This is a genomic window from Mycobacterium sp. pR1184, assembly GCF_041287235.1.
In the GTDB taxonomy this organism is placed as follows: Bacteria; Actinomycetota; Actinomycetes; order Mycobacteriales; family Mycobacteriaceae; genus Mycobacterium.
On sequence record NZ_JBGGKR010000015.1, the window covers coordinates 1 to 26,769 of the forward strand.

Consider the following 26,769-nt stretch of genomic DNA (forward strand, 5'->3'; position numbering starts at 1 on the left):
CAACACTCAACGCCGCCACAGCGCACTCGACGGCCAACCACCAATCAGCCGACTGTGACCAACGTACCGACCGAGTACAGCTAGACCTTGCGGATCACCGTCACGACCTTGCCGAGCACGGTCGCGTCATTACCGGGAATGGGATCGAACGCCGGGTTGTGCGGCATCAGCCACACCTGACCGCCGGCGCGCTTGAATGTCTTGACGGTGGCCTCACCGTCGAGCATCGCGGCGACGATGTCGCCGTTGTCGGCGACATTCTGCTGCCGCACCACCACCCAGTCGCCATCGCAGATCGCGGCTTCGATCATCGAGTCGCCGACCACCTTGAGCAAGAACAGCGTGCCCTCGCCGACCAGCTCGCGGGGGAGCGGGAAAACGTCCTCGACGGCCTCCTCGGCCAGGATCGGTCCACCGGCCGCGATGCGCCCCAGGACGGGCACGAACGTGGGTTCCGGCAACGCGTCGGATCCGGCGACTTCGGTGGCCGGCGCGGCCGCCACCGCGTCGTCGGCGCCGCGGACATCGACGGCCCGGGGCCGGTTCGGGTCCCGGCGCAGATATCCCTTGCGTTCGAGGGTGCGCAGTTGGTGAGCCACCGAAGAGGTCGATGTCAGGCCGACGGCGTCGCCGATCTCCCTGATGCTCGGCGGGTAGCCACGGGTGGTCACCGACTCCCGGATGACATTCAAGATGGTGCGTTGCCGCTGAGTAAGCGATGAATCCACGGAATGCAAGCGGCCGTCTGGGCCGGTTGCCGAAGTGTCGTTGCTGTCGCTCATGGCACTGAATGTAGCCTCCCTCAACGCAAGAATCAAACATGTGTTCGACTGGCGTGTCATGGCCAGCACATGGTGGCTAAAGACCCTAGAACGGCCGAATCACACGTGTGTAACTTTTGCGTAGACCGGGTACCTGTGCTGCATGGAAGGGACGGCGATCGGCAGAAGTTGTCGGTGGCGAGGTCTAGCGTTTGGCTCGTGCGACACGCTTCGCTCAAATGTTCGGATTTCGAACACACGAGCGATAGTGTCGAACACACGAGCGAGGATTCGACGACCGGAGGAACGCACCATGACGCTCATGCACACAGTCTCACCGCGGACCAGCAACATGCGGCGCCCCAGCGATGGGCTGGTCGCTCGGCCTTGTTATGACGTCGCACGGCCCCGCTACGAGCAGGAGCGCGTGCTGCGCTCGCGCCGTTCCGGGCAGACCCGGCCGGCGGGAGCGCCGATGCGCTACCGCGGTACCGGTGTTTCGATGTCGCAAGCGACGCATCGCCGCCGCCCGGTCACGCTGGGGACGACGGTGGGTCTGGCCCTGATGGCCGGCGTCATCACGCTGTGGCTGGGCCTGGTCGCGAATCTCGGTCAGATCGCCAACGGCGACTCCGCGGCCGCTCCCGTGCCGGACCGGCTGTCGGTCGTGCAGGTCGAGCCGGGCGAATCCCTTCAGGATGTGGCGCACCGGGTCGCGCCGGAAGCGCCGGCCCGCCAGGTCGCAGACCGCATCCGCGAACTCAACAACCTGAGCTCGCCGGCGCTGGCCGCCGGTCAGACCCTGATCGCGCCGGTCGGCTGACCCTGACCGGGTATCGCGAAAACCGCTCTACGCCAAGGCTCCTCGATCCTCTCGTCGGTCACGGCACCCGCGCTGTGGCTATGTTCGCCTGCCGGGGGAGCGCACGGGTACGCTCGGAGTGTTCTTCCGAGAAGCCGGCACAGCGAAGGAGCGGTCATGCACTGCCCGTTCTGTCGCCATCCCGACTCCCGGGTGATCGACTCCCGGGAAACCGATGAAGGCCAAGCCATTCGGCGCCGGCGATCCTGCCCGGAGTGCGGGCGACGGTTCACCACCGTAGAAACCGCGGTCCTGGCCGTCGTCAAACGCAGCGGTGTCACCGAGCCGTTCAGCCGCGAAAAAGTCATCAAAGGCGTGCGGCGCGCCTGCCAGGGCCGCCAGGTAGACGAGGACGCGCTGAACCTGCTGGCCCAGCAGGTGGAAGACACCGTGCGTGCCGCCGGCTCGCCGGAGATTCCCAGTCACGAAGTCGGCTTGGCGATCCTCGGCCCGTTGCGCGATCTGGACGAGGTGGCCTATCTGCGCTTCGCCTCGGTATACCGGTCCTTTTCGTCGGCCGACGATTTTGAGCGCGAGATCGCCGCGCTTCGCAAGCACCGCCAAGTATCGACACCGAGCTGACCCCGATGCCCCCGGACTTGCATCCCGATCTCGAAGCGCTCGCGCCGCTGCTCGGCACCTGGGCCGGCCGCGGTTCGGGCGAATACCCGACCATCCAGCCCTTCGACTATCTCGAAGAAATCGTATTTTCCCATGTGGGCAAACCGTTTCTGGCCTACGCGCAAAAGACGAAAGGGGCCGACGACGGCAAGCCGATGCATGCCGAGACCGGCTACCTTCGGGTGCCGCGGCCCGGCCACGTCGAGATGGTGCTGGCCCACCCCAGCGGTGTGACCGAAATCGAGGTCGGGACCTACCGGGTGACCGGCGGCGTCATCGAAATCGAGTTGGCCACCACATCGGTCGGATTGACCCCGACCGCCAAAGAGGTTTCCGCGCTTGGCAGAACCGTGCGGATCGACGGCGACCGGCTCTCCTACTCGGTGCGAATGGGTGCGGTCGGGCAACCCCTGCAGCATCATCTGTCCGCGGAGCTGCAGCGCACGTCGTGAATCTCAGTCGAGTTGTGTCACACCGTCGTTGACGACGCGCCCGGCGACGCGAGCCCAGCCCTCGGGCTTCCACAATGTTTCCAGCATCGATCCCTTGCCCTGGACGATGCTCAGGTCGCGGCCGAGATGGTCGGTGATCCGCATGGCCGCCGAGCCGGTCGCTTCGTCTTCTGGCACACCGAGATTCGCTACGAACATCCGGGAACGCAGTGCCCCGGCGGACTGATCGATCCAGGCCCACAAGTAGTGCGCGGAGTCGTCGGGAAATTCGCCGGGATCGGCCGCGAGAACCTGGTCAACGGACGCGAATTCGTGGAAGCGCAACTGCGGGCCCCATTCCGGGCGGGCGCACACACCCACCAGGTCTCCCTCGTAGTGCACCCCCACGATGCCGGCCGGGACCGCAAGTGTGTCGACCGGCATGCCACTCGCACGCAGCCACCATGACGCCCCGACGCTCGGATGCCCGGCGAACGGAATCTCGGTGCGTGGGGTGTAGATCGTGGCGTGCGCGGTGGTCGCGCCGTCGATCGGCAGATCGATGAATACCGTTTCGCTGTAACCCAATTGGGTGGCCAGCCGCTGGCGATCGGCGGGTGGGACCTGGCTGGCGTCGACGACGCCCAACGGATTACCGAAGTTGCCGTCCCGGTCGGTGAAGACACGCAACACCGTCACGTCGATGCCCATGGTGCGACTGTACGGGCCGGGTCAAACCAATTATCTACGTCGCGCTGCGCTCGTCGGAACCCATCGCCTCGAGCACCGCGACGCGGGTGTCCGCCGAGCCGGTGACGGTGCCTTCACCCCGGCCGGTGCGCAGCAGCGCGCGCAACGCGGCCTGGTCGTATTCGGCGGGTGCGGTCGTGTCGATGAAGCGCTGGACGACGTCGATGAAACGGGCCGGGTCTTCGTGGAACGGGAAGTGGCCGGCGCCCTGGAAGATCTCCAGGCGCGAGCCGGGCATCGCGGCGTGTGCCATCCAGGCATGGCGGACCGGAACCACCACATCCTTGGTGCCCCAGACGATCTGCACCGGGATGGCCTCGGTCAAATAACATCGGTCCAGGAACGTGACGATCTGCCCGCGCCAGTCCACCACGGCCCGCAGTGTCCTGCTGAAGGCCGATGAGGCCGTCGGCTCCGGCAAGTCGTCCAGGATGCGTAACACGTTCGGCAGATCGCGGCCCAAGCCGGTCGATCCGATCGCCAGGCCCGCGAGCCGCCCCGCCAGCTGGACTGCCGGCAGTACCAGGGGCAGCCGCAGCAGTGCCAGCGCCTCGGTTCCGATCGGCAGCGACGCCAACCGGAACGCGACGTTGACGTCCTTGGTGACACCGCCCGCGGCGACCAGGATGAGCCGCTCGACCAAATGCGGGAACTGGTAAGCGAATTGCATCGCGACCCCGCCACCGAGAGAGTGACCGATGATGGTCACCCGTTCGATATCAAGCACGGACAGCAAGTCGCGCATTCCGTTGGCGTAGCCGGCCACCGAGTAGTCCGCGCGCGGCTTGTCGGACCGTCCGTGCCCCAGCAGATCGGGGGCGATCACCGTGAACCGCTGAGCGAGCTTGGCCTGCACGGTATTCCACGTCGTGGAGTTGTCACCGATGCCGTGAATCAACAGAATCGCCGGCCCGGAGCCGGCGATACGGAATGCCCGTTTGTATCCGTGGATGGTGCGGAACTCGAGTCGGGGAGTCGTGACTTCGCGCACTGGACGAAGATTGCTCTTGCGCTTCCGCTCAGTCATCTCGCCCACCCTTGTTGTCGCGCCCCTCGGGGCGGTTAAGCCGGGTTTTCGTCGTCGCGCTTCTTCTCCGCCTGTTGGGCTAGGAATCGCTCGAACTCGGCACCAAGTTCGTCGCCGCTAGGAAGGTCCTCGTCGCGCGTTAGTAACGACCTGTTTTCCTGAGCGTCGATAAACGCATCGTACTGGCGCTCGAGTGCGGCCACCACTTGAGCGACCTCGGCGCTCGCCTCCACTTGTTCGTCGATCTTGCCCCGGATCTCGGCTGCCGCCTCGGTCAGCGCCGACAGCGGCAGCTCCAGCGACCCGGTCTTGGCGACCTGCTCGAGCAGCGCTTGCGCGGCGGCGGGGTAGTCGGTCTGTGTCAGGTAGTGCGGAACGTGAACCGTGAACCCGACCACCTCGTGGCCGTGCTGTGCCAACCGGTACTCCAGCAGGTTCGACGCGCTGCCTGGGACCTGGATCTCCGAGATCCACGGCTGGAAATCGGTGATCAACTCACGGTTGTTCGAGTGCGCGGTCATCGTGATGGGCCGCGTGTGCGGGACCGCCATCGGGACGGTGCCCAGGCCGATGGTTTGCCGCACGCCCAGCCGTTCGGCCAGCAGGCGCACCGCGGTGATGAAGCGCTCCCATTTGAGATCCGGCTCCATCCCGGCGAGCAGCAGAAAGGGCGTGCCGACGCTGTCGCGCAGCGCGTACAGGCTCAGCTCCGGGTCGTCGTAGTTGGTGAAATGGTCGGTCTTGAAGGTCATCAGCGGCCGGCGCGAGCGGTAGTCCAGCAGTTCGTCGATCGCGAAAGACGCCACCAGCTCGGTGTCCAGGGCCTCCTTCAGGTGGGTAGCGGCCAGCCGTATCGCGTGGCCGGCGTCCGAGAACCCCTCCAAAGCGTGTACCAGCACCGGCCCCCGGCCGTCCGATGTCACCAACTGCGGCGCCGGGAACTCCAGCTCATACATGCCGGGTTGCCCTGGCTGGTAGTACAGATCGTCGTCGTTGCGCTCGTTAGACATCGTTGCCTCCTCCCGGGGGTTTCTCCAGGGTGCCTTACCCAGTGTCTCCCGAATCAATACGCGCTGTGACTCGAAACGGGATGACGCGTGAACGTAATCCGGATGGAACAAATTCCGCCGGATCGGTTTCGTCGAGCAAATCTACAACCGCGGTGCCAAGCGTGGAATTCCGCTTCCACCGCTGTGGTCGGGCATGATGGGAATCGATGCGCGTCCGGATGTTGCTGCTATGCCCAGTGATCGGCCTGGCGACGTTACTGGCGTCGTGCGGGCGCCCGGTGCTGCACGTGTCGCTGCCCACTACCACTGCGGCGCCGAAAACGAGTAAGACGGTCCAGCGTCTCAGTCAGCCCGAGCCGGTCGCGGTTGCGGCGCCGGTGGATCCGGACCGGCGGGTGGGAGCAATCTTCCTCGATGGCAGCACCCAGCATGTGTGCACGGGCTCGGTGCTGCATTCCACGACCGGCAATCTGGTGTTGACCGCCGCGCACTGCCTGGCCGGAGCTGCCCAGATCACCTTCGTGCCCGGTTTGTCCGGCGATGGGGCGCCGCCCGATCTCTGGACGGCCGACAACGTCTACCTGGACCCGCGCTGGGTTGCCAGCAAAGACCCGCACGCCGACTACGCGATCGCGCGGGTCAACAGCGAGCATGGTGGTTCGGTGGAGGCGCGGGCCGGCTTGGCGCTGACCCTGGGCACCGCCCCACCGCCGAGTAGCCGCGTCACCGTGGTGGGCTATCCCTCCGGCGTGGGCGGCTCGCCGATCGGCTGTCAGGGCAGCACCGCGGTCACCGATGGCGGATATCCCTCATTGGTATGCCAGGGGCTCGTCGGCGGCACCAGCGGGGCTCCCTGGGTCAGCGGCACGACCGTCGTCGGGCTGATCGGTGGGCTCGAACGCGGGGGATGCGCCGAGAATGTGTCCTACTCCGCGCCGTTCGACGACCACATCGCCGCGCTGCTGACCCGCGCGCAAGCCGGCGGCCCGGGCGATCCGATACCCGTCGACGTGGACGACACCTGCTAGTCAGCGGCGGAACTGGTTGAGCGCGCGCACCTTATTCATCACGTCCAGCGCCGCCACCTTGTACGCCTCGGAGAACGTCGGGTAGTTGAACACCGCGTCGACCAGGTATTCGACGGTGCCCCCGCAGCCCATCACGGCCTGCCCGATGTGCACCATCTCGGTCGCACTGGTGCCGAAGATGTGCACCCCGAGCAGCTTGAGGTCTTCGGTGGACACCAACAGCTTGAGCATGCCGTAGGAGTCGCCGGCGATCTGGCCCCGGGCCAGCTCGCGATAGCGGGCCATGCCCACCTCGTAGGGGATCGAGGCCTTGGTCAGTTCCACCTCGGTGGCCCCGACGTAGGAGACCTCGGGAATGGAGTAGATGCCGATCGGCTGCAGCTCGGTGATGCCGTCGGTCGGCTCCCCGAAGGCGTGGTAGGCGGCCAGCCGCCCTTGTTCCATCGAGGTCGCGGCCAGGGCCGGGAAGCCGATGACGTCCCCGACGGCGTAGATGTGGGGCACCTTGGTCTGGAAGAAGTCGTCGACGAAGATCCGGCCGCGGTTGTCGGCCTCCAGTTCCGCGTTGTGCAGGTCGAGGTGGTCGGTCTGCCCTTGGCGCCCGGCGGAATACATCACCGTTTCGGCCGGAATCTGCTTGCCGCTGGCCAGGGTGGTGACGGTGCCGGCCGAGCCGACGTCGACCGCGGTGACTTCCTCGCCGAACCGGAACGTCACCGCGAGGTCGCGCAGGTGGAACTTCAGCGCCTCGATGACCTCGGGATCGCAGAAGTCCAACATGTCGCTGCGCTTTTCGACGACGGTGACCTTGGTGCCCAGCGCGGCAAACATCGACGCGTACTCGATACCGATCACCCCGGCGCCGACGACCACCATCGAGGTGGGCAGCGTCTTGAGGTCCAGGATCCCATCGGAGTCGAGCACGCGGTCTTCGTCGAACTCGACTCCGGAGGGCCGGGCCGGCCTGGTGCCGGTGGCGATCACGATGTATTTGCCACTGATGGTTAGCTTTTCGCGTCGCGACGGGTCTTCGACCTCGATGGTGTGCGGGTCGATGAAGCGTCCGTGCCCAATCAGTAGGTCGATCCGGTTGCGCATCAGTTGGTTACGCACGACGTCGACTTCCTTGCCGATCACGTGCTGGGTGCGGGCCAGCAGGTCGGCCGGGGTGATCTTTTCCTTGACGCGGTAGCTTGCACCGTAGAGTTCGCGCTGGCTCATGCCGGTGAGGTAGAGCACCGCTTCGCGCAACGTTTTTGACGGGATCGTGCCGGTCTGGACGCACACACCGCCCAGCATCTGGCCGCGTTCGATGATCGCCACCGATTTGCCGAGCTTGGCCGAGGCGATGGCGGCCTTCTGGCCGCCCGGCCCCGAGCCGATCACGACCATGTCGTATTCCTGCATCGATCCCATGAGATAGACGATAGAGCCCACAGTCGAGACTTTCTCCACAGACGGAGGGCTCAATCGCGTTGCCCGAGCGCCGTCTGACGGTGGCGGCCAGCACCGTTGGGCCTCATGACAGCGCGTACACCCGATTTTGAACTGAACCGCCCCGGCACACTGATTGCGGCGCTACCGGCCGTTCTTGGCTTCGTTCCGGAGAATTCATTGGTCTTGGTGTCGTTGGACCGCGGCGAGCTCGGCGCCGTGCTTCGCGTCGACCTCTCCGAAGAGCTGGTCGGCCGGATCGGGCACCTGGCCGAGGTGACCGCCGCGGCGGCGCCCGAGGCCGCGATCGCCGTGATCGTCGACGACGAGGGCGCGCACTGCCCGCAGTGCAACGAGGAGTACCGGCAGCTCTGCGCGATGCTCGCAGAAGTGTTGTCGGAGCACAACATTGAGCTGTTGGCGGCGCACGTGGTGGATCGGGTGGCCCGTGGCGGGCGTTGGCACTGCGTCGACGAGTGCGGCGCGGGCGGCACAGTGGAGGATCCGTCCGCGTCGCCCCTGGCGGCCGCGGCGGTATTGGAAGGCCGGCGGCTGTATTTGCGTCGCGCCGACCTGCTGGCGGTGCTGGCTGTCGAGGATCCGGCCCGCAGCGACGCGCTGACCGATCGGCTTCGGCGCCAGGCCGCCAAGCGCGCGGTGGCCCATCTCAAGGATCCCGCCGGATGCGCGCGCCGCGACGTCAAACGCGCGATCACCGCGGCGTCTCGCGTCAGCGACGGGCAATCGCTGTCCGATACCGAGCTGGTCGCCCTGGGCTGCGCGCTGGACGACGCGCAGGTACGCGACACGTTGTACGCCCTCGCGGTGGGGGAGAAGGCCGGGGAGGCCGAGACGTTGTGGGCGTCGCTGGCCCGCATCCTGCCCGTGCCGTGGCGGGTCGAAGCGCTGGTGTTGCTCGCGTTCAGTGCCTACGTTCGCGGGGACGGCCCGCTGGCCGGGGTGTCGCTGGAGGCCGCGCTGCGCTGCGATCCGGAACATCGAATGGCGGGCATGCTCGATACGGCGTTGCAGTCGGGGCTGCGCCCGGAACAGATCCGCGAACTCGCAGCGACCGGCTACCGGCTGGCCAAGCGGCTTGGGGTGCGGTTACCGCCGCGACGGGCATCCGGGCGCTGCGCGGGATAGCGGCGAGTCAGACCTTCTCGACCTTGACGGCGTGTGCCATCTCGTGGGGCAGGGTGACGTTCTCATGTCCGGGTATCAGGATGGTGACCCCGGCGGGGCCGGTTTCCACGGTGACGCGCGCATTCGGCACGACACCGGCGTCCTTGAGCCGTGCGATCAGATCGATGTCGCCCTGAACATGCTCGGTGAGCTGACGGACGACGACCGCGACCGGCGATCCCGCCGGCAACTCGGTCAGGCGGACCAGATTGACGTCGTCGGCGCCGGAATCGGGGCCCACGCCCAGGTCCAGCAAACCGGGAATCGGGTTGCCGAATGGGGAGGTGGTGGGATTGTTGAGCACCTTGACCAGCCGGCGCTCGACGTCCTCGCTCATCACGTGCTCCCACCGGCACGCCTCGGCGTGCACTTCTTCCCAGGGGAGCCCGATGACGTCGACGAGCAGCCGCTCGGCGAGCCGGTGCTTGCGCATCACGGAAATGGCCAGGGCCCGGCCCTTGTCGGTGAGTTCCAGGTGCCGATCACCGGCCACGTGGAGCAGCCCGTCGCGCTCCATCCGGGAGACAGTCTGGCTGACGGTCGGACCACTCTGGTCGAGCCGCTCGGCGATCCTGGCGCGCAGTGGCGTTACGCCCTCTTCCTCAAGGTCGTAGATGGTCCGCAGGTACATCTCGGTGGTATCAACCAGGTCGTTCATTCAGCACCCTCCATTGACGCCGAGTCTACTTGGCCAGCTGCCGAAATGGGTTCAACGCTTCCCCTCGGCAAGCAAGTATGCCCGCCGCGATATCGCGGCGGGCATACTGTCGGCGCTAGCTGGCGAAGTGGGGTGCCTCAGCTCGCGTATGAGCGCAGCCGGTCGGCGCGCTCTCCGTTGCGCAGCTTGGCCATCACGTCGCGCTCGATCTGACGGACCCGCTCACGGGACAGACCGAACAACTTGCCGATCTGATCCAGCGTCCGCGGCTGGCCGTCGTCGAGACCGAAACGCAGCCGGATCACCTGGTGCTCACGCTCGTCGAGGGTCGCCAGCACACTGCGGATGTCGGTGTGCAGCAGCTCGGCGATCACCGCGTTCTCCGCGGACATCGCTTCGGCATCCTCGATGAAATCGCCCAGCGGCGCTTCTTCTTCGGAACCGACGGGCATGTCCAGGCTTACCGGGTCGCGGCTGTGCTCGAGCAGGTCGTTGATCTTCTCGACCGGGATCCCGGACTCGGTGGCCAGTTCCTCGTCGGTGGCTTCGCGGCCGAGGTTCTGGTGCATCTCCCGCTTGATCCGGGCCAGCTTGTTGACCTGCTCAACGAGGTGAACGGGCAGCCGGATGGTGCGGCTCTGATCGGCCATTCCGCGGGTGATGGCCTGGCGGATCCACCACGTGGCGTACGTCGAGAACTTGAATCCCTTTGTGTAGTCGAACTTTTCCATCGCGCGGATGAGTCCGAGGTTGCCCTCCTGAATCAGGTCGAGCAACGGCATTCCCCGGCCGGTGTAGCGCTTGGCCAGCGAGACCACCAGGCGCAGGTTCGCTTCCAGCAGGTGACGACGCGCCGCCTGGCCATCACGTACGACGACGGCAAGATCGCGTTTGCGGTTCTCGCCGAGGCGCTTTCGCGTCGCGAGCAGATGCTCGGCATACAGTCCGGCCTCGATGCGCTTCGCCAGTTCGACTTCGTCCGCGGCGGTCAGCAACGCCGTCTTCCCGATGCCGTTCAGATATACGCGCACGAGGTCCGCTGCAGGGCTTTGAGCATCAAGATCGCTGGTGTCGATCCTGCCTGTGATGGCATTCGCCATGGCGGCCTCCCGATTGGCTTGTAGCTGTCATGGTGTTAAACGACAGATCAGCCCTGAGAGTTCCCGCGTCGCCGTCATCTCACACGCTTTGACGTGCACAAATGTGCCGCCGACCTGAGAATGTCCTGAGAAGAGTGCTCAGAACCCGGTTACCCCGGAACCGGCGCCGTATCCGGGCCCCGGGTTGTACCCGCGGCCCGGGTTGTATTCCGCGCCCGGGGAACCCGGTTGCGGAGGCGCGGGCCGGCGCGCCTCGAGTGCGGGCCGCTCGGCCGTCGGGAACAACGGCGTGCGCCGCGCGGCATCGTCGAACCGCCGGGGCTCGTCCTTGGCGCGAGGCGGCCGATCGTTGGCGATCAGCACTGCCATCCAGGGCAGTGGGATGGACGCGGCCACGATCGCCAGTGAGATCAGTCCGTTGTGCCACGCGCCGTAGGCGAAAGCGGCCAGCAGCAGCGCGGGAATCCGGAAAGCCATCAGCGTCAGATACTTACGCACCCGGGCGCGATGCTGTTGTTCGTAGGAAGGCTCGGCGGCGGTAATCAGCACCGGCCGACCGTCGTCATCGAACCCCAAATCCGGGCCGCGCTTCATTCCTCCACTGTCCCACATCCCGCCGATTCCGGTCAGGGCGCATCGGCAGGCACAATGTGAGGTATGCAGACCCAGACGATCGAACGCACCGACACCGACGAACGCGTCGACGACGGGACCGGCAGCGACACCCCCAAGTACTTCCATTACGTCAAGAAGGACAAGATCGCCGAGAGTGCGGTCATGGGTAACCACGTGGTCGCGTTGTGCGGTGAGGTTTTTCCCGTCACGCGGGCGGCCAAGCCGGGCTCACCGGTCTGCCCGGATTGCAAGAAAATCTACGAGCAGCTCAAGAAGGGCTGATCAGGTCGGACGGTTGGCCGGCTCGCCGGCACGGTCCTGTGTCGCCGGATTGGTCGTCACCGGATTCGACAGAGCCTGCGCCGTCCGCCGCAGAGCGGGCGAACGCGAAAGCAACCACTTGCGCAGCCGGTGGGCGTGCGTGCGGGGCGCGGGGAATTCCTCCTGGATCGCGGCGTTGAGTTCGGCGCCGAGCATGATCGCGAAACCGCCGAAGAAGGCGAACAACAGGAACGCGATCGGCGTGGACAGCGCGCCGTAGGTGTAGCCGGTGCTGGTGATCCAGCGCAGGTAGATCCGCAGGCCCAGGGTCGCGATCACGAACACGGCGGTGGCCAGGACGGCGCCGTAGAGCAGTCGATGCGTTGGCAGGGGTTCCGGCAGGGAGACCCGGTACAAGATGACGACACCCAGGATCAGCCCGAGGATCAGCGCCGGGTAGTAGCCGTAGCGCAGCACGTTGGCCAGGGCGTCCGGGATGTGTTCGGACACCGTGCGCGGGCCCACCACGAGGACCGGCGCGGCCACCACGGCGCACACCAGCCCCACCACGTAGAGGAACAGCGCGAACAGCCGCTGGCGCACCGGGTGGCGCAGCGGTGTCTGGTCGTGCGCTTCCACGACGGAATCGACGAAGGCCGAGATCGCCGACGACCCCGCCCACAACGACAGCAAGAAGCCCAGTGAGACCACCTCACCGCGGGCGTGCGCGGTGATGTCGCGAACGGTGGGCTCGATGATCTCGTTGACGACGCTGGACGAGAACAGATTGTGTGCCGCCGAAATGGCGCTCTTCTCGATGCTAGGCAGCGCGTCCGGCCCGAACAGCGGGGCCACGTAGGCCAAGCTGCCCAGCATTCCCAACAGCAGCGGAGGCGTCGAGAGCGCCGACCAGAAACCCGCCTGCGCGGACTCGGCAAAGATGGAGTCGTCCCAGCTTTTTCCGAGGGTCCTCAACGTGATTCGCCAAATGTGATGGCGCGACGGTCTTACGGTCTGATCACTCATATCGGTCCAGCATTACCGATCAGTACGCCCACACCTCACATTGTGAATGGGCGAGTTCGCTGGACCTAGCTACCGCTAACCTCCAGCACGGCGGCCAGCTCGACAAGCTTCGCCTCGTGCTCGTTAGCGTGGTGCTGGCAGAAGAGAAGTTCGGCTCCCGAAGGCAGCTTGGCGCGTACGCGAGCTGCGGCACCGCAGCGGTCGCAGCGGTCAGCTCTAGTCAGCTCGGCGCTTGTCGTCAGAGTTGCGTTCATTGGCTTCTCCTTCTCGTTCCTTCACTGTCTCAGACGTTCGGCGTTTTTGCGTTGTTCCCCGATCGTTATCGGGTGTGTCGTTTCTCACGGGCTGTAAACGTTTGGTTTCGTGGGGGTCTTCTAGGGTTAACGACCGTGACGAACGCCGCCGACCTGCTGGTACACCTCTGTGGCGCCGACGACTGGTCGGCTGCCAGATCTCGCGGTGAAATCCGCCCCGACACCGCCGCGGGTGCCGATTTCATTCACCTGTCGGCGCCCGGGCAGGTCCATCTGCCGGCCAATCGGCTCTTCCACGGACGCCAGGACTTGGTGCTGCTGCACATCGACCCGGCTTTGCTGGATGCGCCCGTGCGGTGGGAGCCAGGTGTGCCAACGGATCCGGAGGCGATGCTGTTCCCGCATCTGTACGGACCGCTGCCCGTTGCCGCTGTGACAAGCGTCACGGCTTACTCGCCCGGGGACGACGGCACGTTCCCGCCGATCACGGAACCTCACGACCCGTCTAGAGGCTCCAGATAAGCGTCGGCTTCGATCTCCACCAGCAGCTCGGGTGCGATCAGCGCCGAGACTTCGACCATGGTCGCCACCGGCCGAATCTCGCAGAACACTTGCGCATGCACCGCGGCAACCTCGCGCCACCGGGAAATGTCGGTGACATAGATCCGGGTACGGACCACATCGGAGAGCGTTGCGCCGGCCTCGTGCAGTGCAATCTCGATGCGGCGCAAGGCGTCTTGGGCTTGAGCGCCGATGTCGTCCGCGGGTCCGGCGCCGGTGGTGCCGGCGACCGCCACGTAGGGACCGATTCGTACCGCACGCGAATAGCCCACCGTCGCTTCGAATTCGGATCCTGATGAGACGAGCTTGCGGGTGGGTGTCATGAGGTCACCGTAGCCCGCGCGCGAACTCGCGCTGTCACGATCGCGAAAATGGCCACCGCACAAGTGATTCAGTTGCGGCGGATGCGGACGATGAGCATCGCGACCACGCAGAGTCCCAGTACCAGCTCACACCAGAAGAAGGACAGGTAATCGGTGAGTGCGCCGACGGCCGGCGCGTTGGGCATCGAGTTGCGCACCGCCGAAAACGAAAACAGCAGAACGCCCAGGAATGAGATGAGTGTGCCGTCGATCGGTCGATCGCTACGAATCTGATTGGCTACCAGCATGATTGACAGGATCGTCAACGTCCACATCAGCAAGATGATGAACACCGCGAAGATCCATGTCGAAGGCGCGCGTCCCACGCTGATCGTCAGGTCGTTGCCCTCGTTCGGCTCCCGCGGGGGATTGCCGATGCTGATGCTGTAGCCGTGCACCGACCCGCCGGCCACCAGCACCGTCGGGACGGGGGCGCCATCGGCGGTCAGGATGCGAACGCTGAAAAGCGATGTGTAGCGGTCGAATGGGTACTGGCTGATGTCGCCGGTCTCCAGCGCGACCGGCAGCGTTTGCGATGTCATCAGCCCGCCCGCGGCAAACGATTCGTCAACCAAGCCCGCGCCTCCGACCGCGACGACCCGCACGTTCTTGGCCAGGAACACGCCGTCCTGTGCGAAGCGTCCTCTCGGCTCGAATTGCAGCCCGACCACCAATTGGTCATCGGTCGGACTGATCTTTTGGATGTCGGCGTGGATGCGGATGCCGTCGCTCAGGTTTCGGTCGCCGTTTACGCCCGTCGCGTGGCCCGCCTTCTCGTAGGCTACCGCGGTGATCGTCAGGACGGCCAGGAACGCGGCTACGGCAAGCAGTAACAGCGGACGCCGGTTGCGCACTGCGGCAACATTTTTGACGCCCGGGTCCACCCTCACGCCCACACCCTAAGGGAGTGCACCCATCCGGGCGGGCCGACGGTTGAACGCCGGCTGAACAGCAAAGGGCTAGTCGAGGTAGTCGCGCAAGACCTGGGAACGGCTGGGGTGGCGCAACTTCGACATGGTCTTGGATTCGATCTGGCGGATGCGCTCGCGGGTCACGCCGTAGACCTGACCGATCTCGTCGAGAGTACGAGGCTGGCCGTCGGTGAGCCCGAAGCGCAGTCGTACTACGCCGGCTTCACGCTCCGAGAGCGTCTCGAGCACCGACTGCAACTGGTCCTGCAGCAACGTGAACGACACCGCGTCGACGGCCACGACCGCCTCGCTGTCCTCGATGAAGTCACCCAGCTGGCTGTCGCCCTCATCGCCGATCGTCTGGTCCAGCGAGATGGGCTCACGCGCGTACTGCTGGATCTCCAGCACCTTTTCCGGCGTGATGTCCATTTCCTTGGCCAGCTCCTCAGGCGTGGGCTCGCGGCCCAGATCCTGCAGCAGCTCGCGCTGAATGCGGCCCAGCTTGTTGATCACCTCGACCATGTGCACCGGGATGCGGATGGTGCGGGCCTGGTCGGCCATCGCGCGGGTGATCGCCTGGCGGATCCACCACGTCGCGTACGTGGAGAACTTGTATCCCTTGGTGTAGTCGAACTTCTCGACCGCACGGATCAGGCCCAGGTTTCCTTCCTGGATCAGGTCGAGGAAGGCCATGCCGCGGCCCGTGTAGCGCTTGGCCAGCGAGACCACCAGTCGCAGGTTGGCTTCCAGCAGATGGTTTTTCGCACGATCGCCGTCGCGGCAGATCCACATCATGTCGCGGCGCTGAGCGGCGGGCAGCTTGTCGCCGCGCTCGACCAGCTCGGCCATCAGCTGCGTGGCGTACAGACCGGCTTCGATCCGCTTGGCGAGCTCGACCTCTTCCTCGGCGTTGAGCAGTGCCACCTTGCCGATTTGCTTGAGGTAGGCGCGAACCGAGTCCGCGGACGCGGTGAGCTCGGCGTCCTTGCGGGCCTGCCGTAACGCTTCGGATTCGTCTTCGTCCCAGACGAAATCGCCGGATGCCTTGTCCTTTTCGGACGGCTCGGAGATCTCCTCGTCCTCGTCGGCCGGCTTCTTGGCGGCCGCGGGCTTCACGACCGTCACGACCTCTCCGGCTTCGTCCCCCTCGCCCTCGGCGGTGTCGTCGTCCGCCTCGGCTTCGGCCTCGTCGCCGGCGACGTCATCCTCGAGGTCGTCGAGGCTGAGGTCACCCTCGAGGTCGAGGTCCTCGCCTTCGAGGTCGGGCTCGCCGTCGAGTTCCTCGGCGGTCTCGTCGACGCTCTCCAGGTTCTCGTCGTCGCCGGCCTCTTTGGCCGCGGCCTTGGTGCCGCGTCCGGCCGGCGCCTTGGCTGTGGCGGCCTTGGCGGGGGTGCGGGGCTTCTTCTCGATGGTCGCCTCGGTGTCGTCGGCGGGCTTGGTGGCCCGAGGTGCGGTCTTGGTCGCGCGTTTTGCCGTCGCGGAGCCGTTGGCGGCCTTTGCCGCGGGTCGCTTGGCGGGAGTCTTCGTGGCGGTGCGCTTCACCGGCTCATCGGTTTCCGCGCTCGTCTTGGTCGCTGCCACGTACACCCCTTTGGTTGGACTCACTTTCGGTGGGTTTGGGCATGGTTAACCGAAAGTGTCTGCTATGTCGAATGTCGGCGTTGGTATGAGCGTGACTCTCGCACGCTTTCTGTCGGGCGGTCGCCGTGGACCATTGTAACGACAGTGTGCGCTCGTACCGCCCTAGCGGGGAAAATTCAGTGCGTTACGTCCGCGGTAGAGGCCATCGCGGCGCCCACAATTCCGGCGGTATTGAGCAACGCCGCGGCCACCACCGGGGTCCGGTTTTGAAGCAGCGGCACCCACTCGTCGGCCTTTCGGCTGATCCCACCGCCGGCGATGATCAGATCGGGCCAAATCGCGTTCTCGATCGCGATCAGCACCCTGGTCACCTCTTTGGTCCAGCGCGGGTAGCTCCACTTGTTCTTGTCTTTGACCGAGGACGCCGCACGTTTCTCGGCCTCTTTGCCGCCGACTTCGAGGTGGCCGAATTCGGTATTGGGTATCAGCTTTCCGTTGTGGATCAACGCCGATCCGATGCCCGTTCCGAAGGTGAGCAGCACGACCAGTCCGGACTTACCCTTGCCGGCTCCGTAGCGCTCCTCGGCGAGCCCGGCCGCGTCGGCATCGTTGAGAACCGTGACGTCCTGGCCGTCCAGCTTGGAGCTGATCACGTCGCGCGCGTTGGTCCCGATCCAGGCGCGGTCCACGTTCGCGGCGGTCTGGACGATGCCATTGGTGACGACGCCGGGGTAGGTCACGCCGAGCGGACCGGTCCAGCCGAATTCGTTGACCACCTTGGCGATGGTCTTGGCGACGGCCGACGGGGTGGCGGGTTGCGGTGTCAGCAATTTGACCCGGTCACCGATCAGCTGTCCGGTGTCCAGGTCGACGATTCCGCCTTTGATTCCGCTGCCGCCGACGTCGATGCCGAATCCACGACGCTGCGGCGTGCCGGAGGCTGCCTCGGTACCCGGGACGTCCGTGGCCGAGTCGGTGCTGGTCATCGAAATCTCCTTGGCGAGATTTGGGATCGTTCACACCTTAGCTGGCCACGCCGCGGTTGCGGTCGGGCAATCCGATAGGGGTGCCGTCGCTGCGCGCCGCGGTGGCCGACTGTGTTGCGATGGTCCGGTGACGCGATCCGAGCCCGCCCAGCTGCGCGCAGCAGCCGAAACACTGGCCGCCGAAGCCGCCGAGTTCGTCAGGTCTCGCCGCGCCGAGGTGTTCGGCGCCCACGCGGGCGGGACCGACAGCGGCGCGGTGCGGTCCAAGAGCACACCGACCGATCCGGTCACGGTGGTCGACACCGAGACCGAACGGCTGCTGCGCGACCGGTTGGCCGAATTACGGCCTGGCGACCCGATTCTCGGGGAAGAGGGCGGCGGGCCGACCGAACAGGAGGCGGCGTCCGACGATGTGGTCACCTGGGTGCTCGACCCGATCGACGGCACGGTGAATTTCGTCTACGGCATCCCGGCCTACGCGGTGTCGGTCGGCGCCCAGATCAACGGCGTGTCGGTGGCCGGCGCGGTCGCCGACGTCGTGGCAGGCCGGGTCTATTCCGCGGCGCAGGGCCTCGGTGCCCACGTCATCGACGCGCAGGGGACGCATCCGCTGCGGTGCGCCGACGTCACCGACCTATCGATGGCCTTGTTGGGCACGGGTTTTGGGTATTCGATCGGGCGCCGCACCACTCAGGCCGCGCTGTTGGCGAACATGCTGCCGTTGGTGCGCGACGTGCGCCGCGTCGGGTCCGCCGCCCTGGATCTGTGCATGGTCGCGGCGGGACGGCTGGACGCCTACTACGAGCACGGGCTGCAGGTGTGGGATCGTGCCGCGGGTGGGCTGATCGCGGCCGAGGCCGGGGCACGGGTGTTGGTACCGCCGCCCGGGACCCTCGGGCCGCCTGGATCGGAGGCGGGGCTGGTGGTGGCCGCCGCGCCCGGAATCGCCGACGCGCTGCTGGCGGCACTCGAGAAGTTCGACGGGTTAGCGCCGATCGCCGACTGAGTCAGCAGCTGCTGGCGTGAATCTTGGACAACAGCGAGGGATCTGACGATCCGGTGGCACCGGGACGCAGGCTGGCCAGTACCGAGTCGATGTCGTCGTTGTGGGCCAGCGCGGTGAATTCCGTGCCGATCGCCAGGTCGACCGAATCGTCGGCGCGGTTGTCGTTGAACAGCTCGCTGCAGGGGGCGACCAGCCACACCGCGGCGGCGGTGGCGCCGCCGGCCGTGCCGAACCGGATCTGGCTCTGGCAGTTCAGCCGGGTGCCGGCATAGATCGGGTCGTTGGCCGCGGTCGGCTGAGCGAAGCCCAGATCCTTCATCGCGCCGGCGACGTCGGCGGCCTGGCCGCCGCGGCCGCTGGCGTTGAGCACGCGAACCTTGGTGTCGGCGAGTTTGGCGGGCGGCACATCGGCCATCGCACTGCGCGACATTTGCTCGCCGAGTTGAGCCGGCGCCGATCCGTTGGCCGGTGCCGGGGGCGGGTTGCACACCGCGGCCTCGTGAACCTTGGCCGGTCGCGTCAGCGCCACCGTCCAGGCGACGCCGGTCACCAACACCAGGAAAACCAGCACGACAATCGCGGGTCGGGGATTGCGTCGCCGAAAGGGCCTACCGTTCTTGTCGAAGGCTGTACCCTCGGTGATTTGTGCGACCACAGCTGCACTCTAGCCGCACACCAAATCCACTGTTTAACGGCGAATATGAGGGTTAATTCGGGGGTGTGAGGTAAATCACAACCCATCCGACCGCGTTGCGGGCACGAATCGTTTGGTGGATGCGTTCGACGCTGGTACAAAGCGTTGCCTGAGGTAACGCAGGCATGTGAGGGGATTGGACGATGCCTACCGACTATGACGCTCCACGGCGTACCGAAACAGACGACGTTTCGGAGGACTCGCTGGAGGAGCTCAAGGCACGGCGGAACGAGGCCGCGTCGGCTGTTGTCGACGTGGACGAATCCGAGTCCGCCGAGAATTTCGAACTGCCTGGCGCTGACTTGTCTGGTGAGGAGCTCTCGGTTCGGGTCATTCCGAAACAAGCCGACGAGTTCACCTGCTCGAGCTGCTTTCTGGTGCAACACCGCAGTCGACTCGCCAGCGAGAAGAACGGCGTGATGATCTGCACCGACTGTGCAGCCTGATAGTCGCAGCTAGCGTGTCAGTGCCGACAGCACCCGTTCGGGGTGACGGCAGCTCACCATCCAGTACGGCGTCGGGTCGTCTGGATCGTCGAGGACCAGCAAAATCATCGGCCCGACCCACGCGCGATGCACGACATACGCCGCGGGATCGAGCTGACGCCCCAAGGCCGCCGACTTCGCCGTCGGCGCTATCGCCGCGGATCGGGCGATCACGGTGACCGGCAGGTGGGCTTCCCCGGCCCACAGCTGCACCACACCGTCTGGGCCGGCGGTGACCCGGATTTCGATGCGGCCCAGCCACAGCAGCGCGCCGGTCGCCACGATGTACAGCACCACGAACGGCAGCCAGTCGGGAAGCGCCTTGACACCCAGATTGACCTCGACGGCGATCAACGTCGCCAGCGCGAAGGCCGGTGGCCACCACCACCACGGGACCCACAGCCGTTCGCGATATCGCACACTGTGCGGCGCGACGCGCGTACTCGACACCCGGTCAAGGGTAGTCTGTGGCCCCGTGTCGACCAGTCTGGCCATAGTCCGCCTCGACCCCGAGCTCCCGCTGCCCAGCCGTGCCCACGACGGCGACGCGGGAGTTGATCTGTTCAGCGCAGAAGACGTCACGCTGGGCCCGGGGCAACGCGCCCTGGTCCGTACCGGTGTGGCCGTCGCTATCCCGTTCGGGATGGTCGGCCTGGTGCACCCGCGCTCGGGATTGGCTGCGCGGGTTGGACTTTCGATCGTCAACAGTCCGGGTACGATCGATGCCGGCTATCGCGGCGAGGTCAAGATTTCACTGATCAATCTCGACCCGGCCGAGCCGATCGTGGTGCACCGCGGCGATCGCATCGCCCAGTTGCTGGTGCAGCGGGTCGAGTTAGTCGAGCTGGTCGAGGTCGCGTCGTTCGACGAGGCTGGGCTGGCCGAAACATCCCGTGGCGATGGTGGTCACGGTTCCTCCGGCGGACATGCGAGTTTGTGATGGCATTCGGTAAACGTTCAGGCAACGACGACGCCTCCGCCGCACTGGCCGGCGACGACTCGGCCGCAGCCGACGTCGCCGCCGACCCGGTCGACGACGAGTTCGAGGACGAGCTGGAGGGTCCGTTCGACATCGACGACTTCGACGACCCGTCGGTCGCGCAGCTGGCCCGGCTCGATCTGGGCTCGGTGCTCATCCCGATGCCCGAGGCCGGCCAGCTGCAGGTCGAGCTGACCGAGACCGGCGTCCCGAGCGCGGTGTGGGTCGTCACGCCCAACGGCCGGTTCACGATCGCCGCCTACGCCGCGCCCAAGACCGGCGGCCTGTGGCGCGAGGTGGCCGGCGAACTCGCCGAGTCGCTGCGCAAGGACTCGGCCCAAGTCAGCATCAAGGACGGCCCGTGGGGTCGCGAGGTGGTGGGTACCGCGTCGGGGGTGGTGCGCTTCATCGGGGTCGACGGCTACCGCTGGATGATCCGATGCGTCATCAACGGCCCGCACGAAACCATCGAGGCACTCGAGCAGGAGGCGCGTTCGGCGTTGGCGGACACCGTTGTTCGCCGCGGCGACACCCCGCTGCCGGTGCGCACGCCGCTGGCCGTGAACCTTCCCGAACCGATGGCCGAGCAACTGCGTCAGGCCGCCCTGCAGCAGGCCGAGGCGGCGCAGCAGGCCGCCCAACAAACCGATGCGCAAACGCCGCCCAACGATCCGGCCGCGCGCCGCAGCGCGGACGGGTCGGCCATGCAGCAGCTGCGCACCACCACCGGCGGCTGACCCGGCCCGAAACGGCCAGGCCACCCTGCCTCGCGCCTACGCGTCGGCCAGCGCCGCCAAGCAGGCCGCCCCGAGCGCGGCGCTGTCCGCGCCGATCTGATCGAGCGTCACCGTCCGCAACGCCGCGTGGGGCGCGGCGGCGACCCAGTCGACACCGGCCTGCAGCGGATGAATCGGATCGTCGACCGCGGCCGCCACGCCGAGCGGTGCCGCGAGCGTGTTGAGTTCGTCACAGCTGGGCGCGACGTAGGCGGCCGCTTCGTCCATCGCGTCGGGCAGCAATGGCCACTGGGCACGCCAGGACCGGGTCAGCTCGTCGGCCAGCCACGCCGGGCTCGACGCCCGCATCTGTGCGGTCGTGGCGGCCAGGCCCTCGGTGCGTAGCTGGGACGCCGAATACCGCGCGGCGAGCGCGGCCGGCGCCGACCCCGGCGGTCCCGCCCAGGCGGGCAGCGCGGCCAGCACGGCCACCGTTTGGGCTGGGTGTGTCAGTGCCCACGCGGCCGCTACGGCCGCACCGATCGAGATTCCGCCGACGGCGATGGGGCCTGCACCCGCGGCCTCGTCCAAGGCGGACAGGTAGCCGTCGACCAATCCTTGCGGCCGCGGCGGCGGGCAAATCAGCCGCGCGCCGGCATTGCGCAGCGGTCCGGAAAATGCCCGATTGACGTAAACGTCGTCGGATCCGGTTCCGGGCAATAGCACCGCCGTCACACCGCGCAGATCCACACCCACGCCTCGATACTGTCCGGCGCGGCGAACCTCCCAAAATCACAGTTTGATTCGGTTGGCGCAGGGGAACCAACAGGTCTACGGTGTCCGTTGGCATAGATGAAAGCACCGCAGCTTTTTCTCCAATTGTCAGGAGTGGCCATGGGGGCCCAGGGTTATTTGCGCCGCCTCACCCGTCGGTTGACGGAGGACCCGGAGCAACGCGATTCCGAGGAATTGTCGGACGAAGTCGCGAGCACTGGCGCACAGCGCGCGATCGATTGCGAACGTGGCCAAGAGGTCACCATGGTGGGCACGCTGCGCAGCGTCGAATGTAACGGCAAGGGCTGCGCGGGCGGTGTGAAGGCCGAGCTGTTCGACGGCAGCGACACGGTGACCCTGGTCTGGTTGGGCCAGCGCCGGATCCCCGGCATCGACTCGGGACGCACTTTGCGGGTGAGCGGCCGGATGGGCAAGCTGGAAAACGGAACCAAGGCCATCTACAACCCGCATTACGAAATTCAGCGTTGACTCTGCCCGGCAACACGTCTAACCGCATCAACCCAGAACGCCTGCTGAGCCAGCTGGGCGGGGTGAGCGGTCTCATCTACTCGTCGCTACCCGTCGTCACCTTCGTGGCGGCTTCCAGCCTGGTCGGCCTGGTGCCCGCGATCGGGGCCGCGCTAGGGCTGGCCACACTCGTCCTGGTGTGGCGGCTGATTCGGCGCGAATCCACGCAGCCGGCGTTCTCCGGGTTCTTCGGGGTCGCGGTCAGCGCGCTGATCGCCTACATCGTCGGAGCCTCCAAGGGTTACTTCCTGCTCGGCATTTGGGTCTCGCTGGTGTGGGCCGTGGTCTTCGCGGTGTCCGTCGTGATCCGCCGGCCGCTGGTCGGCTACGCCTGGAGCTGGGCTACCGGGCGCGACCGCGCCTGGCGCAACGTATCGCGGGCCGTCTACGCGTTCGACATCGCCACGCTGTGCTGGACGCTGGTCTTCGCCGCTCGGTTCGTGGTGCAGCGACTGCTCTACGACGCCGACCAGACCGGCTGGCTGGCAGCGGCGCGCATCGGGATGGGCTGGCCGCTGACCGCGGCTGCCGCGCTGGTCACCTACGGGGCGATCAGGGCCGCGCAGCGCGCGATGGCCGGCGCCGGCGATACTGTCGATCCGCAGATCGAACCCGAGACCGTCGTCGACTAGGTGGCGGGCGGCGCCACCGACGGCAGCACCAGCTTGCGCAGATCCTCTTCGACCTCGGTGACCGCGACGAAAAGCAACTCGTCGCCGCCTTCCAGTGGCTCGTCGGCTTCCGGGACAATCACGCGTGGGCCGCGCAGGATGGTCACCAGGGCGGCATCGCGGGGCAGCTCGAGCCGGCGAACCGGCTTGCCGCCCCACGGCGTGTCGTCGGGCAGCGTGATCTCGACCAGGTTGGCCTGACCCCGCCGGAATTCCATCAGGCGCACCAAATCGCCCACGGCGACGGCTTCTTCGATCAGCGACGCCAGCATGCGCGGGGTGGACACCGCCACGTCGACACCCCAGGCGTCGGTGAATAGCCACTCGTTGCGCGGATCGTTGACCCTGGCCACCACCCGGGGCACCGCGAACTCGGTCTTGGCCAGCAGCGACAGCACCACGTTGGCCTTGTCGTCCCCGGTCGCAGCGACCACCACGTCGAAATCCTCGAGGTGGACCGATTCCAGCAGGCTCAGTTCGCAGGCGTCGCCGAGCCGCCAGTGCGCGGCCGGGATCGCGTCGACGTCGACGTGGTCGGGGTTGCGTTCGATCAGGGTGATGTCGTGGTTGTTCTCGAGCAGTTCGCGGGCGACCGAGCGGCCGACCGCTCCCGCCCCGGCGATAGCTACCTTCATGTGCGGCGCTCCTTAAGTCGCGGTCCGGCGGCTCGGGTTCAATGCCCCGCCCCCGAATCAATGTCGTCGGCGGGAGGCAGGGCGGCGATGGCTACCGCCTCGGCCGCGCGGCCGGAGATCGCGGCGATGTAGACCTGATCGCCGGCCTGGATGACCGTCTTGGGCTCGGGCAGGATGCCGGTGCCGAACCGGATCAGAAACGCCACCCGCGCACCGGTGGCCTGCTCGAGGTCGGTGGCGCGGCGCCCCACCCAGTCCTCGTGCAGGACGACCTCGGCGACCGCGACCGTGCCGGTGGGGTCGCGCCACTTGGCGGTCTCGGTGTCGCGGGTCAGCAGGCCGAGCAGCCGGTCGGTGGTCCACGGCACGGTGGCGATGGTGGGAATGCCGAGGCGCTCGTAGACCTCGGCGCGCTTGGCGTCATAGATCCGGGCCACCACCCGGTGAACGCCGAACGTCTCGCGGGCCAACCGGGCCGAAATGATGTTGGAGTTGTCACCGGAGGACACCGCGGCGAACGCGTCGGTCTCCTCGATTCCGGCCTTCAGCAGCACATCCCGGTCGAAGCCCTGGCCCAGCACCCGCTCGCCGGCGAACTCAGGGCTCAGCCGGTTGAATGCGGTGCTGTCGCGGTCGATCACGGCGACGTCGTGGCCAATTCGGGACAGCCCGTCGGCCAGCGAAGAGCCCACCCGGCCACAGCCCATTACAACCACCCGCACGTCAGGTCCTCTCGGCTGGGTCGCGTTCCATCGGCAAACTTGTGTGGCCAGCCGATTTCCGTCGGGAACATTCTCGCCCACGGACGCTACCGGCATGGCCTGTTGCGCTTACTCTTGGCTCTCGTGTCCAAACTTTCAACCGCAGCGCGCCGGTTGCTCATCGGGCGACCGCAACGCAGCGACCGGCTGAGCCACACCCTGCTGCCCAAACGCATCGCCTTGCCGGTGTTCGCCTCTGACGCACTGTCGTCGGTGGCGTATGCGCCCGAGGAAGTTTTCTTGATGCTCTCGGTGGCCGGCGCGGCCGCCTACGCGCTGACGCCGTGGATCGGGCTTGCGGTGGCCGCGGTGATGTTGGTGGTGGTGGCCAGTTACCGGCAGAACGTGCACGCCTACCCCTCCGGGGGCGGGGATTACGAAGTGGTCACCACCAACCTCGGCGAGACCGCCGGCCTCGTCGTGGCCAGTGCGTTGATGGTGGATTATGTTCTCACCGTTGCCGTTTCGACGTCGTCGGCGATGGCGAACATCGGTTCGGCGGTTCCGCTCGTGGCGCAGAACAAGGTGTGGTTCTGTGTGGCCGCCATCATCTTCGTGATGGCGTTGAATTTGCGTGGGATCCGGGAGTCCGGGGTGGCTTTCGCGATTCCGACGTACGCGTTCATCGTCGGGGTCGTGGTGATGATCGGCTGGGGACTGATCCGGATTTTCGTGCTGGGCAACCCGCTGCGGGCCGAGTCCGCGGCCTTCCAGATGCATGCCGAGCACGGCCAGATCGTCGGCTTCGCGTTTGCCTTCCTGCTGGCCCGCTCGTTCTCGTCCGGCTGCGCGGCGCTGACCGGTGTCGAGGCGATCAGCAATGGCGTCCCGGCGTTCCAGAAACCCAAGTCCCGCAACGCCGCAACGACGCTGCTGATGCTCGGCGTGATCGCGGTGACGTTGCTGATGGGCATCATCGTGCTGGCCCAGCAGATCCATGTGCAGCTGGTCGACGACCCGGCCACCCAGCTGACGGGTGCGCCAGCCGGCTACATGCAGAAGACACTGGTCACCCAGCTGGCCGAGACGGTGTTCGGCAGCTTCCGAATCGGGTTTCTGCTGATCGCCACCGTGACGGCCCTGATCTTGGTGCTGGCGGCCAACACCGCGTTCAACGGCTTCCCCGTCCTCGGCTCGGTGCTCGCACAGCACAGCTATCTGCCGCGCCAGCTGCACACCCGCGGTGACCGCCTGGCCTTCTCGAACGGGATCCTGTTTCTGTCGGCGGCGGCTCTGGCGTTCGTCATCGCGTTCCGCGGTGAGGTCACCGCGCTGATCCAGCTCTACATCGTCGGTGTGTTCATATCGTTCACGCTGAGCCAAATCGGCATGGTCCGGCACTGGACTCGCCTGTTGCGCACCGAGACCGACCCGAAGATGCGGGCCAAGATGAAGCGCTCGCGGGTGATCAACACGGTCGGTCTGCTATCCACCGGCGCGGTACTACTGGTGGTGCTGGTCACGAAATTCTTTGCCGGGGCCTGGATCGCGATCGTCGCGATGGGCGCGCTGTTCGTCATCATGAAGATGATCCGCAGGCACTACGCCACCGTCTCCCGGGAACTGGAGGAGCAGGCAGCCGCCCAGCACGACGTGGTGCTGCCCAGCCGCAACCACGCCCTGGTGCTGGTGTCGAAGCTGCATCTACCGACCCTGCGCGCGCTGGCCTACGCGCGTGCGACCCGCCCCGATGTGCTCGAGGCCGTCACGGTCAGCGTGGACGACGTGGAAACCCGTGAGCTGGTGCATGATTGGGAGCACAGCGAGATCAGCGTGCCGCTGAAGGTCATCGCCTCTCCCTACCGCGACATCACCCGCCCGGTGCTCGATTACGTCAAGCGGGTCAGCAAGGACTCGCCGCGCACCGTGGTCACGGTGTTCATCCCCGAGTACGTCGTCGGCCACTGGTGGGAGCAGGTGCTGCACAACCAAAGTGCGCTGCGACTCAAGGGCCGGCTGCTGTTCATGCCTAACGTGATGGTGACTTCGGTTCCCTGGCAATTGAATTCGTCGGAGCGGCTCAAGACCCTGCAGCCGCACGCCGCTCCCGGTGACGCCCGTCGCGGGATCTTCGACTAAGCGGCTCGACGAGGACG

At 66.5% G+C, this 26,769-nt stretch carries 33 protein-coding genes; 14 read left to right on the plus strand and 19 right to left on the minus strand.

Going from position 1 to position 26,769, the window contains the following annotated elements; genetic code table 11:
* Positions 1-80 precede the first annotated feature (80 nt).
* On the minus strand, positions 81-782 hold the full coding sequence (lexA, locus tag ACAG21_RS22845; protein WP_370498553.1) for a transcriptional repressor LexA: 702 nt from the start codon (positions 780-782) through the stop codon (positions 81-83).
* Between the two features lie 292 nt (positions 783-1,074).
* On the opposite strand from lexA, the gene ACAG21_RS22850 reads away from it, so the two are divergent.
* From ACAG21_RS22850 to ACAG21_RS22860, 3 genes are all read left to right on the plus strand, one after another.
* Positions 1,075-1,584 carry a LysM peptidoglycan-binding domain-containing protein gene (locus ACAG21_RS22850; RefSeq protein ID WP_370498554.1) on the plus strand — a complete coding sequence of 170 codons (510 nt, stop codon included), beginning with the start codon at positions 1,075-1,077 and terminating at the stop codon, positions 1,582-1,584.
* A 156-nt stretch (positions 1,585-1,740) separates the two neighbouring features.
* Complete coding sequence (gene nrdR / locus ACAG21_RS22855; protein WP_370498555.1) at positions 1,741-2,205, plus strand: transcriptional regulator NrdR; 465 nt, start codon at positions 1,741-1,743, stop codon at positions 2,203-2,205.
* A gap of 5 nt (positions 2,206-2,210) precedes the next feature.
* Positions 2,211-2,696 (plus strand): peroxynitrite isomerase, encoded by a 486-nt coding sequence (locus tag ACAG21_RS22860; protein ID WP_370498556.1) that lies wholly within the window; start codon positions 2,211-2,213, stop codon positions 2,694-2,696.
* Positions 2,697-2,699: 3 nt separating this feature from the next.
* On the opposite strand, the gene ACAG21_RS22865 is transcribed toward ACAG21_RS22860, so the two are convergent.
* Genes ACAG21_RS22865 through ACAG21_RS22875 form a run of 3 tightly spaced genes read right to left on the minus strand, consistent with a single transcriptional unit; the run spans position 2,700 to position 5,462 of the window.
* Positions 2,700-3,386, minus strand: coding sequence for a PhzF family phenazine biosynthesis protein (locus tag ACAG21_RS22865; protein ID WP_370498557.1), 687 nt, complete (start codon positions 3,384-3,386; stop codon positions 2,700-2,702).
* Positions 3,387-3,420: 34 nt separating this feature from the next.
* Positions 3,421-4,452 (minus strand): alpha/beta fold hydrolase, encoded by a 1,032-nt coding sequence (locus ACAG21_RS22870; RefSeq protein ID WP_370498558.1) that lies wholly within the window; start codon positions 4,450-4,452, stop codon positions 3,421-3,423.
* Positions 4,453-4,487: 35 nt separating this feature from the next.
* Positions 4,488-5,462: a proteasome assembly chaperone family protein gene (locus tag ACAG21_RS22875; RefSeq protein ID WP_370498559.1), complete on the minus strand. Its 975-nt coding sequence runs from the start codon at positions 5,460-5,462 to the stop codon at positions 4,488-4,490.
* A 206-nt stretch (positions 5,463-5,668) separates the two neighbouring features.
* On the opposite strand from ACAG21_RS22875, the gene ACAG21_RS22880 reads away from it, so the two are divergent.
* Positions 5,669-6,490 (plus strand): serine protease, encoded by an 822-nt coding sequence (locus ACAG21_RS22880; protein WP_370498560.1) that lies wholly within the window; start codon positions 5,669-5,671, stop codon positions 6,488-6,490.
* Here ACAG21_RS22880 and sthA read toward each other — a convergent pair whose 3' ends face one another.
* Entirely contained in the window at positions 6,491-7,897 is a 1,407-nt protein-coding gene (gene sthA / locus ACAG21_RS22885) for a Si-specific NAD(P)(+) transhydrogenase (RefSeq protein WP_370498728.1), read from the minus strand.
* A gap of 114 nt (positions 7,898-8,011) precedes the next feature.
* On the opposite strand from sthA, the gene ACAG21_RS22890 reads away from it, so the two are divergent.
* Positions 8,012-9,070 carry a DUF4192 domain-containing protein gene (locus ACAG21_RS22890; protein WP_370498561.1) on the plus strand — a complete coding sequence of 353 codons (1,059 nt, stop codon included), beginning with the start codon at positions 8,012-8,014 and terminating at the stop codon, positions 9,068-9,070.
* A 7-nt stretch (positions 9,071-9,077) separates the two neighbouring features.
* Here ACAG21_RS22890 and ACAG21_RS22895 read toward each other — a convergent pair whose 3' ends face one another.
* From ACAG21_RS22895 to ACAG21_RS22905, 3 genes are all read right to left on the minus strand, one after another.
* Complete coding sequence (locus ACAG21_RS22895) at positions 9,078-9,767, minus strand: metal-dependent transcriptional regulator (protein ID WP_096286386.1); 690 nt, start codon at positions 9,765-9,767, stop codon at positions 9,078-9,080.
* A 137-nt stretch (positions 9,768-9,904) separates the two neighbouring features.
* Complete coding sequence (sigB, locus tag ACAG21_RS22900; protein ID WP_090601317.1) at positions 9,905-10,867, minus strand: sigma-70 family RNA polymerase sigma factor SigB; 963 nt, start codon at positions 10,865-10,867, stop codon at positions 9,905-9,907.
* 138 nt (positions 10,868-11,005) lie between these two features.
* On the minus strand, positions 11,006-11,479 hold the full coding sequence (locus ACAG21_RS22905; protein ID WP_370498562.1) for a DUF3099 domain-containing protein: 474 nt from the start codon (positions 11,477-11,479) through the stop codon (positions 11,006-11,008).
* Between the two features lie 45 nt (positions 11,480-11,524).
* On the opposite strand from ACAG21_RS22905, the gene ACAG21_RS22910 reads away from it, so the two are divergent.
* A complete protein-coding gene (locus tag ACAG21_RS22910) occupies positions 11,525-11,764 on the plus strand; it encodes a DUF3039 domain-containing protein (RefSeq protein ID WP_096286390.1) in 240 nt (79 codons plus the stop codon).
* Here ACAG21_RS22910 and ACAG21_RS22915 read toward each other — a convergent pair whose 3' ends face one another.
* Entirely contained in the window at positions 11,765-12,769 is a 1,005-nt protein-coding gene (locus ACAG21_RS22915) for a YihY/virulence factor BrkB family protein (protein ID WP_370498563.1), read from the minus strand.
* Positions 12,770-12,834: 65 nt separating this feature from the next.
* A complete protein-coding gene (locus ACAG21_RS22920; RefSeq protein WP_036468267.1) occupies positions 12,835-13,023 on the minus strand; it encodes a hypothetical protein in 189 nt (62 codons plus the stop codon).
* Between the two features lie 135 nt (positions 13,024-13,158).
* On the opposite strand from ACAG21_RS22920, the gene ACAG21_RS22925 reads away from it, so the two are divergent.
* Complete coding sequence (locus ACAG21_RS22925) at positions 13,159-13,545, plus strand: DUF952 domain-containing protein (RefSeq protein WP_370498564.1); 387 nt, start codon at positions 13,159-13,161, stop codon at positions 13,543-13,545.
* On the opposite strand, the gene ACAG21_RS22930 is transcribed toward ACAG21_RS22925, so the two are convergent.
* The 4 genes from ACAG21_RS22930 to ppgK form a co-directional block, all read right to left on the minus strand.
* On the minus strand, positions 13,518-13,907 hold the full coding sequence (locus tag ACAG21_RS22930) for a RidA family protein (RefSeq protein WP_370498565.1): 390 nt from the start codon (positions 13,905-13,907) through the stop codon (positions 13,518-13,520). The two genes, ACAG21_RS22925 and ACAG21_RS22930, sit on opposite strands and share 28 nt — an antisense overlap.
* Positions 13,908-13,975: 68 nt before the next feature.
* Entirely contained in the window at positions 13,976-14,836 is an 861-nt protein-coding gene (locus ACAG21_RS22935) for a DUF4436 family protein (RefSeq protein WP_370498566.1), read from the minus strand.
* Positions 14,837-14,905: 69 nt separating this feature from the next.
* Positions 14,906-16,438, minus strand: coding sequence for an RNA polymerase sigma factor (locus tag ACAG21_RS22940; RefSeq protein WP_370498567.1), 1,533 nt, complete (start codon positions 16,436-16,438; stop codon positions 14,906-14,908).
* A gap of 176 nt (positions 16,439-16,614) precedes the next feature.
* Entirely contained in the window at positions 16,615-17,424 is an 810-nt protein-coding gene (ppgK, locus tag ACAG21_RS22945; protein ID WP_370498568.1) for a polyphosphate--glucose phosphotransferase, read from the minus strand.
* 127 nt (positions 17,425-17,551) lie between these two features.
* On the opposite strand from ppgK, the gene ACAG21_RS22950 reads away from it, so the two are divergent.
* Positions 17,552-18,430 (plus strand): inositol monophosphatase family protein, encoded by an 879-nt coding sequence (locus ACAG21_RS22950; RefSeq protein WP_370498569.1) that lies wholly within the window; start codon positions 17,552-17,554, stop codon positions 18,428-18,430.
* 1 nt (position 18,431) lies between these two features.
* On the opposite strand, the gene cei is transcribed toward ACAG21_RS22950, so the two are convergent.
* Positions 18,432-19,085 carry an envelope integrity protein Cei gene (gene cei / locus ACAG21_RS22955; RefSeq protein ID WP_370498570.1) on the minus strand — a complete coding sequence of 218 codons (654 nt, stop codon included), beginning with the start codon at positions 19,083-19,085 and terminating at the stop codon, positions 18,432-18,434.
* Between the two features lie 182 nt (positions 19,086-19,267).
* Here cei and ACAG21_RS22960 point away from each other — a divergent pair, with 182 nt between their 5' ends.
* Positions 19,268-19,570 (plus strand): DUF4193 domain-containing protein, encoded by a 303-nt coding sequence (locus ACAG21_RS22960; RefSeq protein WP_036468275.1) that lies wholly within the window; start codon positions 19,268-19,270, stop codon positions 19,568-19,570.
* Positions 19,571-19,579: 9 nt separating this feature from the next.
* Here ACAG21_RS22960 and ACAG21_RS22965 read toward each other — a convergent pair whose 3' ends face one another.
* Positions 19,580-20,059, minus strand: a complete 480-nt coding sequence (locus ACAG21_RS22965; protein WP_370498571.1) for a DUF3093 domain-containing protein — start codon at positions 20,057-20,059, stop codon at positions 19,580-19,582.
* Between the two features lie 25 nt (positions 20,060-20,084).
* On the opposite strand from ACAG21_RS22965, the gene dut reads away from it, so the two are divergent.
* Together dut and ACAG21_RS22975 are read left to right on the plus strand one after the other, a co-directional pair.
* Positions 20,085-20,549 carry a dUTP diphosphatase gene (gene dut, locus ACAG21_RS22970; protein ID WP_370498572.1) on the plus strand — a complete coding sequence of 155 codons (465 nt, stop codon included), beginning with the start codon at positions 20,085-20,087 and terminating at the stop codon, positions 20,547-20,549.
* Positions 20,546-21,325: a DUF3710 domain-containing protein gene (locus ACAG21_RS22975; protein WP_370498573.1), complete on the plus strand. Its 780-nt coding sequence runs from the start codon at positions 20,546-20,548 to the stop codon at positions 21,323-21,325. Before dut ends, ACAG21_RS22975 begins: the two co-directional genes overlap by 4 nt.
* A gap of 36 nt (positions 21,326-21,361) precedes the next feature.
* Here ACAG21_RS22975 and ACAG21_RS22980 read toward each other — a convergent pair whose 3' ends face one another.
* On the minus strand, positions 21,362-22,060 hold the full coding sequence (locus ACAG21_RS22980) for an alpha/beta hydrolase (RefSeq protein ID WP_370498574.1): 699 nt from the start codon (positions 22,058-22,060) through the stop codon (positions 21,362-21,364).
* A gap of 138 nt (positions 22,061-22,198) precedes the next feature.
* Between ACAG21_RS22980 and ACAG21_RS22985 the strand changes: the two genes are divergently transcribed.
* Together ACAG21_RS22985 and ACAG21_RS22990 are read left to right on the plus strand one after the other, a co-directional pair.
* Complete coding sequence (locus tag ACAG21_RS22985) at positions 22,199-22,567, plus strand: OB-fold nucleic acid binding domain-containing protein (RefSeq protein WP_036468284.1); 369 nt, start codon at positions 22,199-22,201, stop codon at positions 22,565-22,567.
* Complete coding sequence (locus ACAG21_RS22990) at positions 22,564-23,238, plus strand: DUF3159 domain-containing protein (protein WP_370498575.1); 675 nt, start codon at positions 22,564-22,566, stop codon at positions 23,236-23,238. The genes ACAG21_RS22985 and ACAG21_RS22990 overlap by 4 nt, the downstream gene beginning before the upstream one ends.
* On the opposite strand, the gene ACAG21_RS22995 is transcribed toward ACAG21_RS22990, so the two are convergent.
* Positions 23,235-23,912, minus strand: coding sequence for a TrkA family potassium uptake protein (locus ACAG21_RS22995; RefSeq protein WP_370498576.1), 678 nt, complete (start codon positions 23,910-23,912; stop codon positions 23,235-23,237). The genes ACAG21_RS22990 and ACAG21_RS22995 overlap by 4 nt on opposite strands.
* Positions 23,913-23,950: 38 nt before the next feature.
* Positions 23,951-24,634 carry a TrkA family potassium uptake protein gene (locus ACAG21_RS23000; protein WP_370498577.1) on the minus strand — a complete coding sequence of 228 codons (684 nt, stop codon included), beginning with the start codon at positions 24,632-24,634 and terminating at the stop codon, positions 23,951-23,953.
* Positions 24,635-24,757: 123 nt separating this feature from the next.
* Between ACAG21_RS23000 and ACAG21_RS23005 the strand changes: the two genes are divergently transcribed.
* Positions 24,758-26,752, plus strand: coding sequence for an APC family permease (locus tag ACAG21_RS23005; RefSeq protein WP_370498578.1), 1,995 nt, complete (start codon positions 24,758-24,760; stop codon positions 26,750-26,752).
* Positions 26,753-26,769 lie beyond the last annotated feature (17 nt).

Bases quoted from the DNA above. Each gene is read 5' to 3' on its own strand.
- ACAG21_RS22930 (WP_370498565.1), bottom strand. From the start codon at position 13,907: ATGACACCCACCCGCAAGCTCGTCTCATCAGGATCCGAATTCGAAGCG.
- ACAG21_RS22920 (WP_036468267.1), bottom strand. From the start codon at position 13,023: ATGAACGCAACTCTGACGACAAGCGCCGAGCTGACTAGAGCTGACCGC.
- ACAG21_RS22860 (WP_370498556.1), top strand. From the start codon at position 2,211: ATGCCCCCGGACTTGCATCCCGATCTCGAAGCGCTCGCGCCGCTGCTC.
- ACAG21_RS22910 (WP_096286390.1), top strand. From the start codon at position 11,525: ATGCAGACCCAGACGATCGAACGCACCGACACCGACGAACGCGTCGAC.
- ACAG21_RS22995 (WP_370498576.1), bottom strand. From the start codon at position 23,912: ATGAAGGTAGCTATCGCCGGGGCGGGAGCGGTCGGCCGCTCGGTCGCC.
- sthA (WP_370498728.1), bottom strand. From the start codon at position 7,897: ATGCAGGAATACGACATGGTCGTGATCGGCTCGGGGCCGGGCGGCCAG.
- sigB (WP_090601317.1), bottom strand. From the start codon at position 10,867: ATGGCGAATGCCATCACAGGCAGGATCGACACCAGCGATCTTGATGCT.
- ppgK (WP_370498568.1), bottom strand. From the start codon at position 17,424: ATGACCAGCACCGACTCGGCCACGGACGTCCCGGGTACCGAGGCAGCC.
- lexA (WP_370498553.1), bottom strand. From the start codon at position 782: ATGAGCGACAGCAACGACACTTCGGCAACCGGCCCAGACGGCCGCTTG.
- ACAG21_RS22865 (WP_370498557.1), bottom strand. From the start codon at position 3,386: ATGGGCATCGACGTGACGGTGTTGCGTGTCTTCACCGACCGGGACGGC.
- ACAG21_RS22985 (WP_036468284.1), top strand. From the start codon at position 22,199: ATGGGGGCCCAGGGTTATTTGCGCCGCCTCACCCGTCGGTTGACGGAG.
- ACAG21_RS22850 (WP_370498554.1), top strand. From the start codon at position 1,075: ATGACGCTCATGCACACAGTCTCACCGCGGACCAGCAACATGCGGCGC.
- ACAG21_RS22915 (WP_370498563.1), bottom strand. From the start codon at position 12,769: ATGAGTGATCAGACCGTAAGACCGTCGCGCCATCACATTTGGCGAATC.
- ACAG21_RS22880 (WP_370498560.1), top strand. From the start codon at position 5,669: ATGCGCGTCCGGATGTTGCTGCTATGCCCAGTGATCGGCCTGGCGACG.
- ACAG21_RS22890 (WP_370498561.1), top strand. From the start codon at position 8,012: ATGACAGCGCGTACACCCGATTTTGAACTGAACCGCCCCGGCACACTG.
- nrdR (WP_370498555.1), top strand. From the start codon at position 1,741: ATGCACTGCCCGTTCTGTCGCCATCCCGACTCCCGGGTGATCGACTCC.
- ACAG21_RS22870 (WP_370498558.1), bottom strand. From the start codon at position 4,452: ATGACTGAGCGGAAGCGCAAGAGCAATCTTCGTCCAGTGCGCGAAGTC.
- ACAG21_RS22895 (WP_096286386.1), bottom strand. From the start codon at position 9,767: ATGAACGACCTGGTTGATACCACCGAGATGTACCTGCGGACCATCTAC.
- ACAG21_RS22875 (WP_370498559.1), bottom strand. From the start codon at position 5,462: ATGTCTAACGAGCGCAACGACGACGATCTGTACTACCAGCCAGGGCAA.
- ACAG21_RS22905 (WP_370498562.1), bottom strand. From the start codon at position 11,479: ATGTGGGACAGTGGAGGAATGAAGCGCGGCCCGGATTTGGGGTTCGAT.
- ACAG21_RS22960 (WP_036468275.1), top strand. From the start codon at position 19,268: ATGCCTACCGACTATGACGCTCCACGGCGTACCGAAACAGACGACGTT.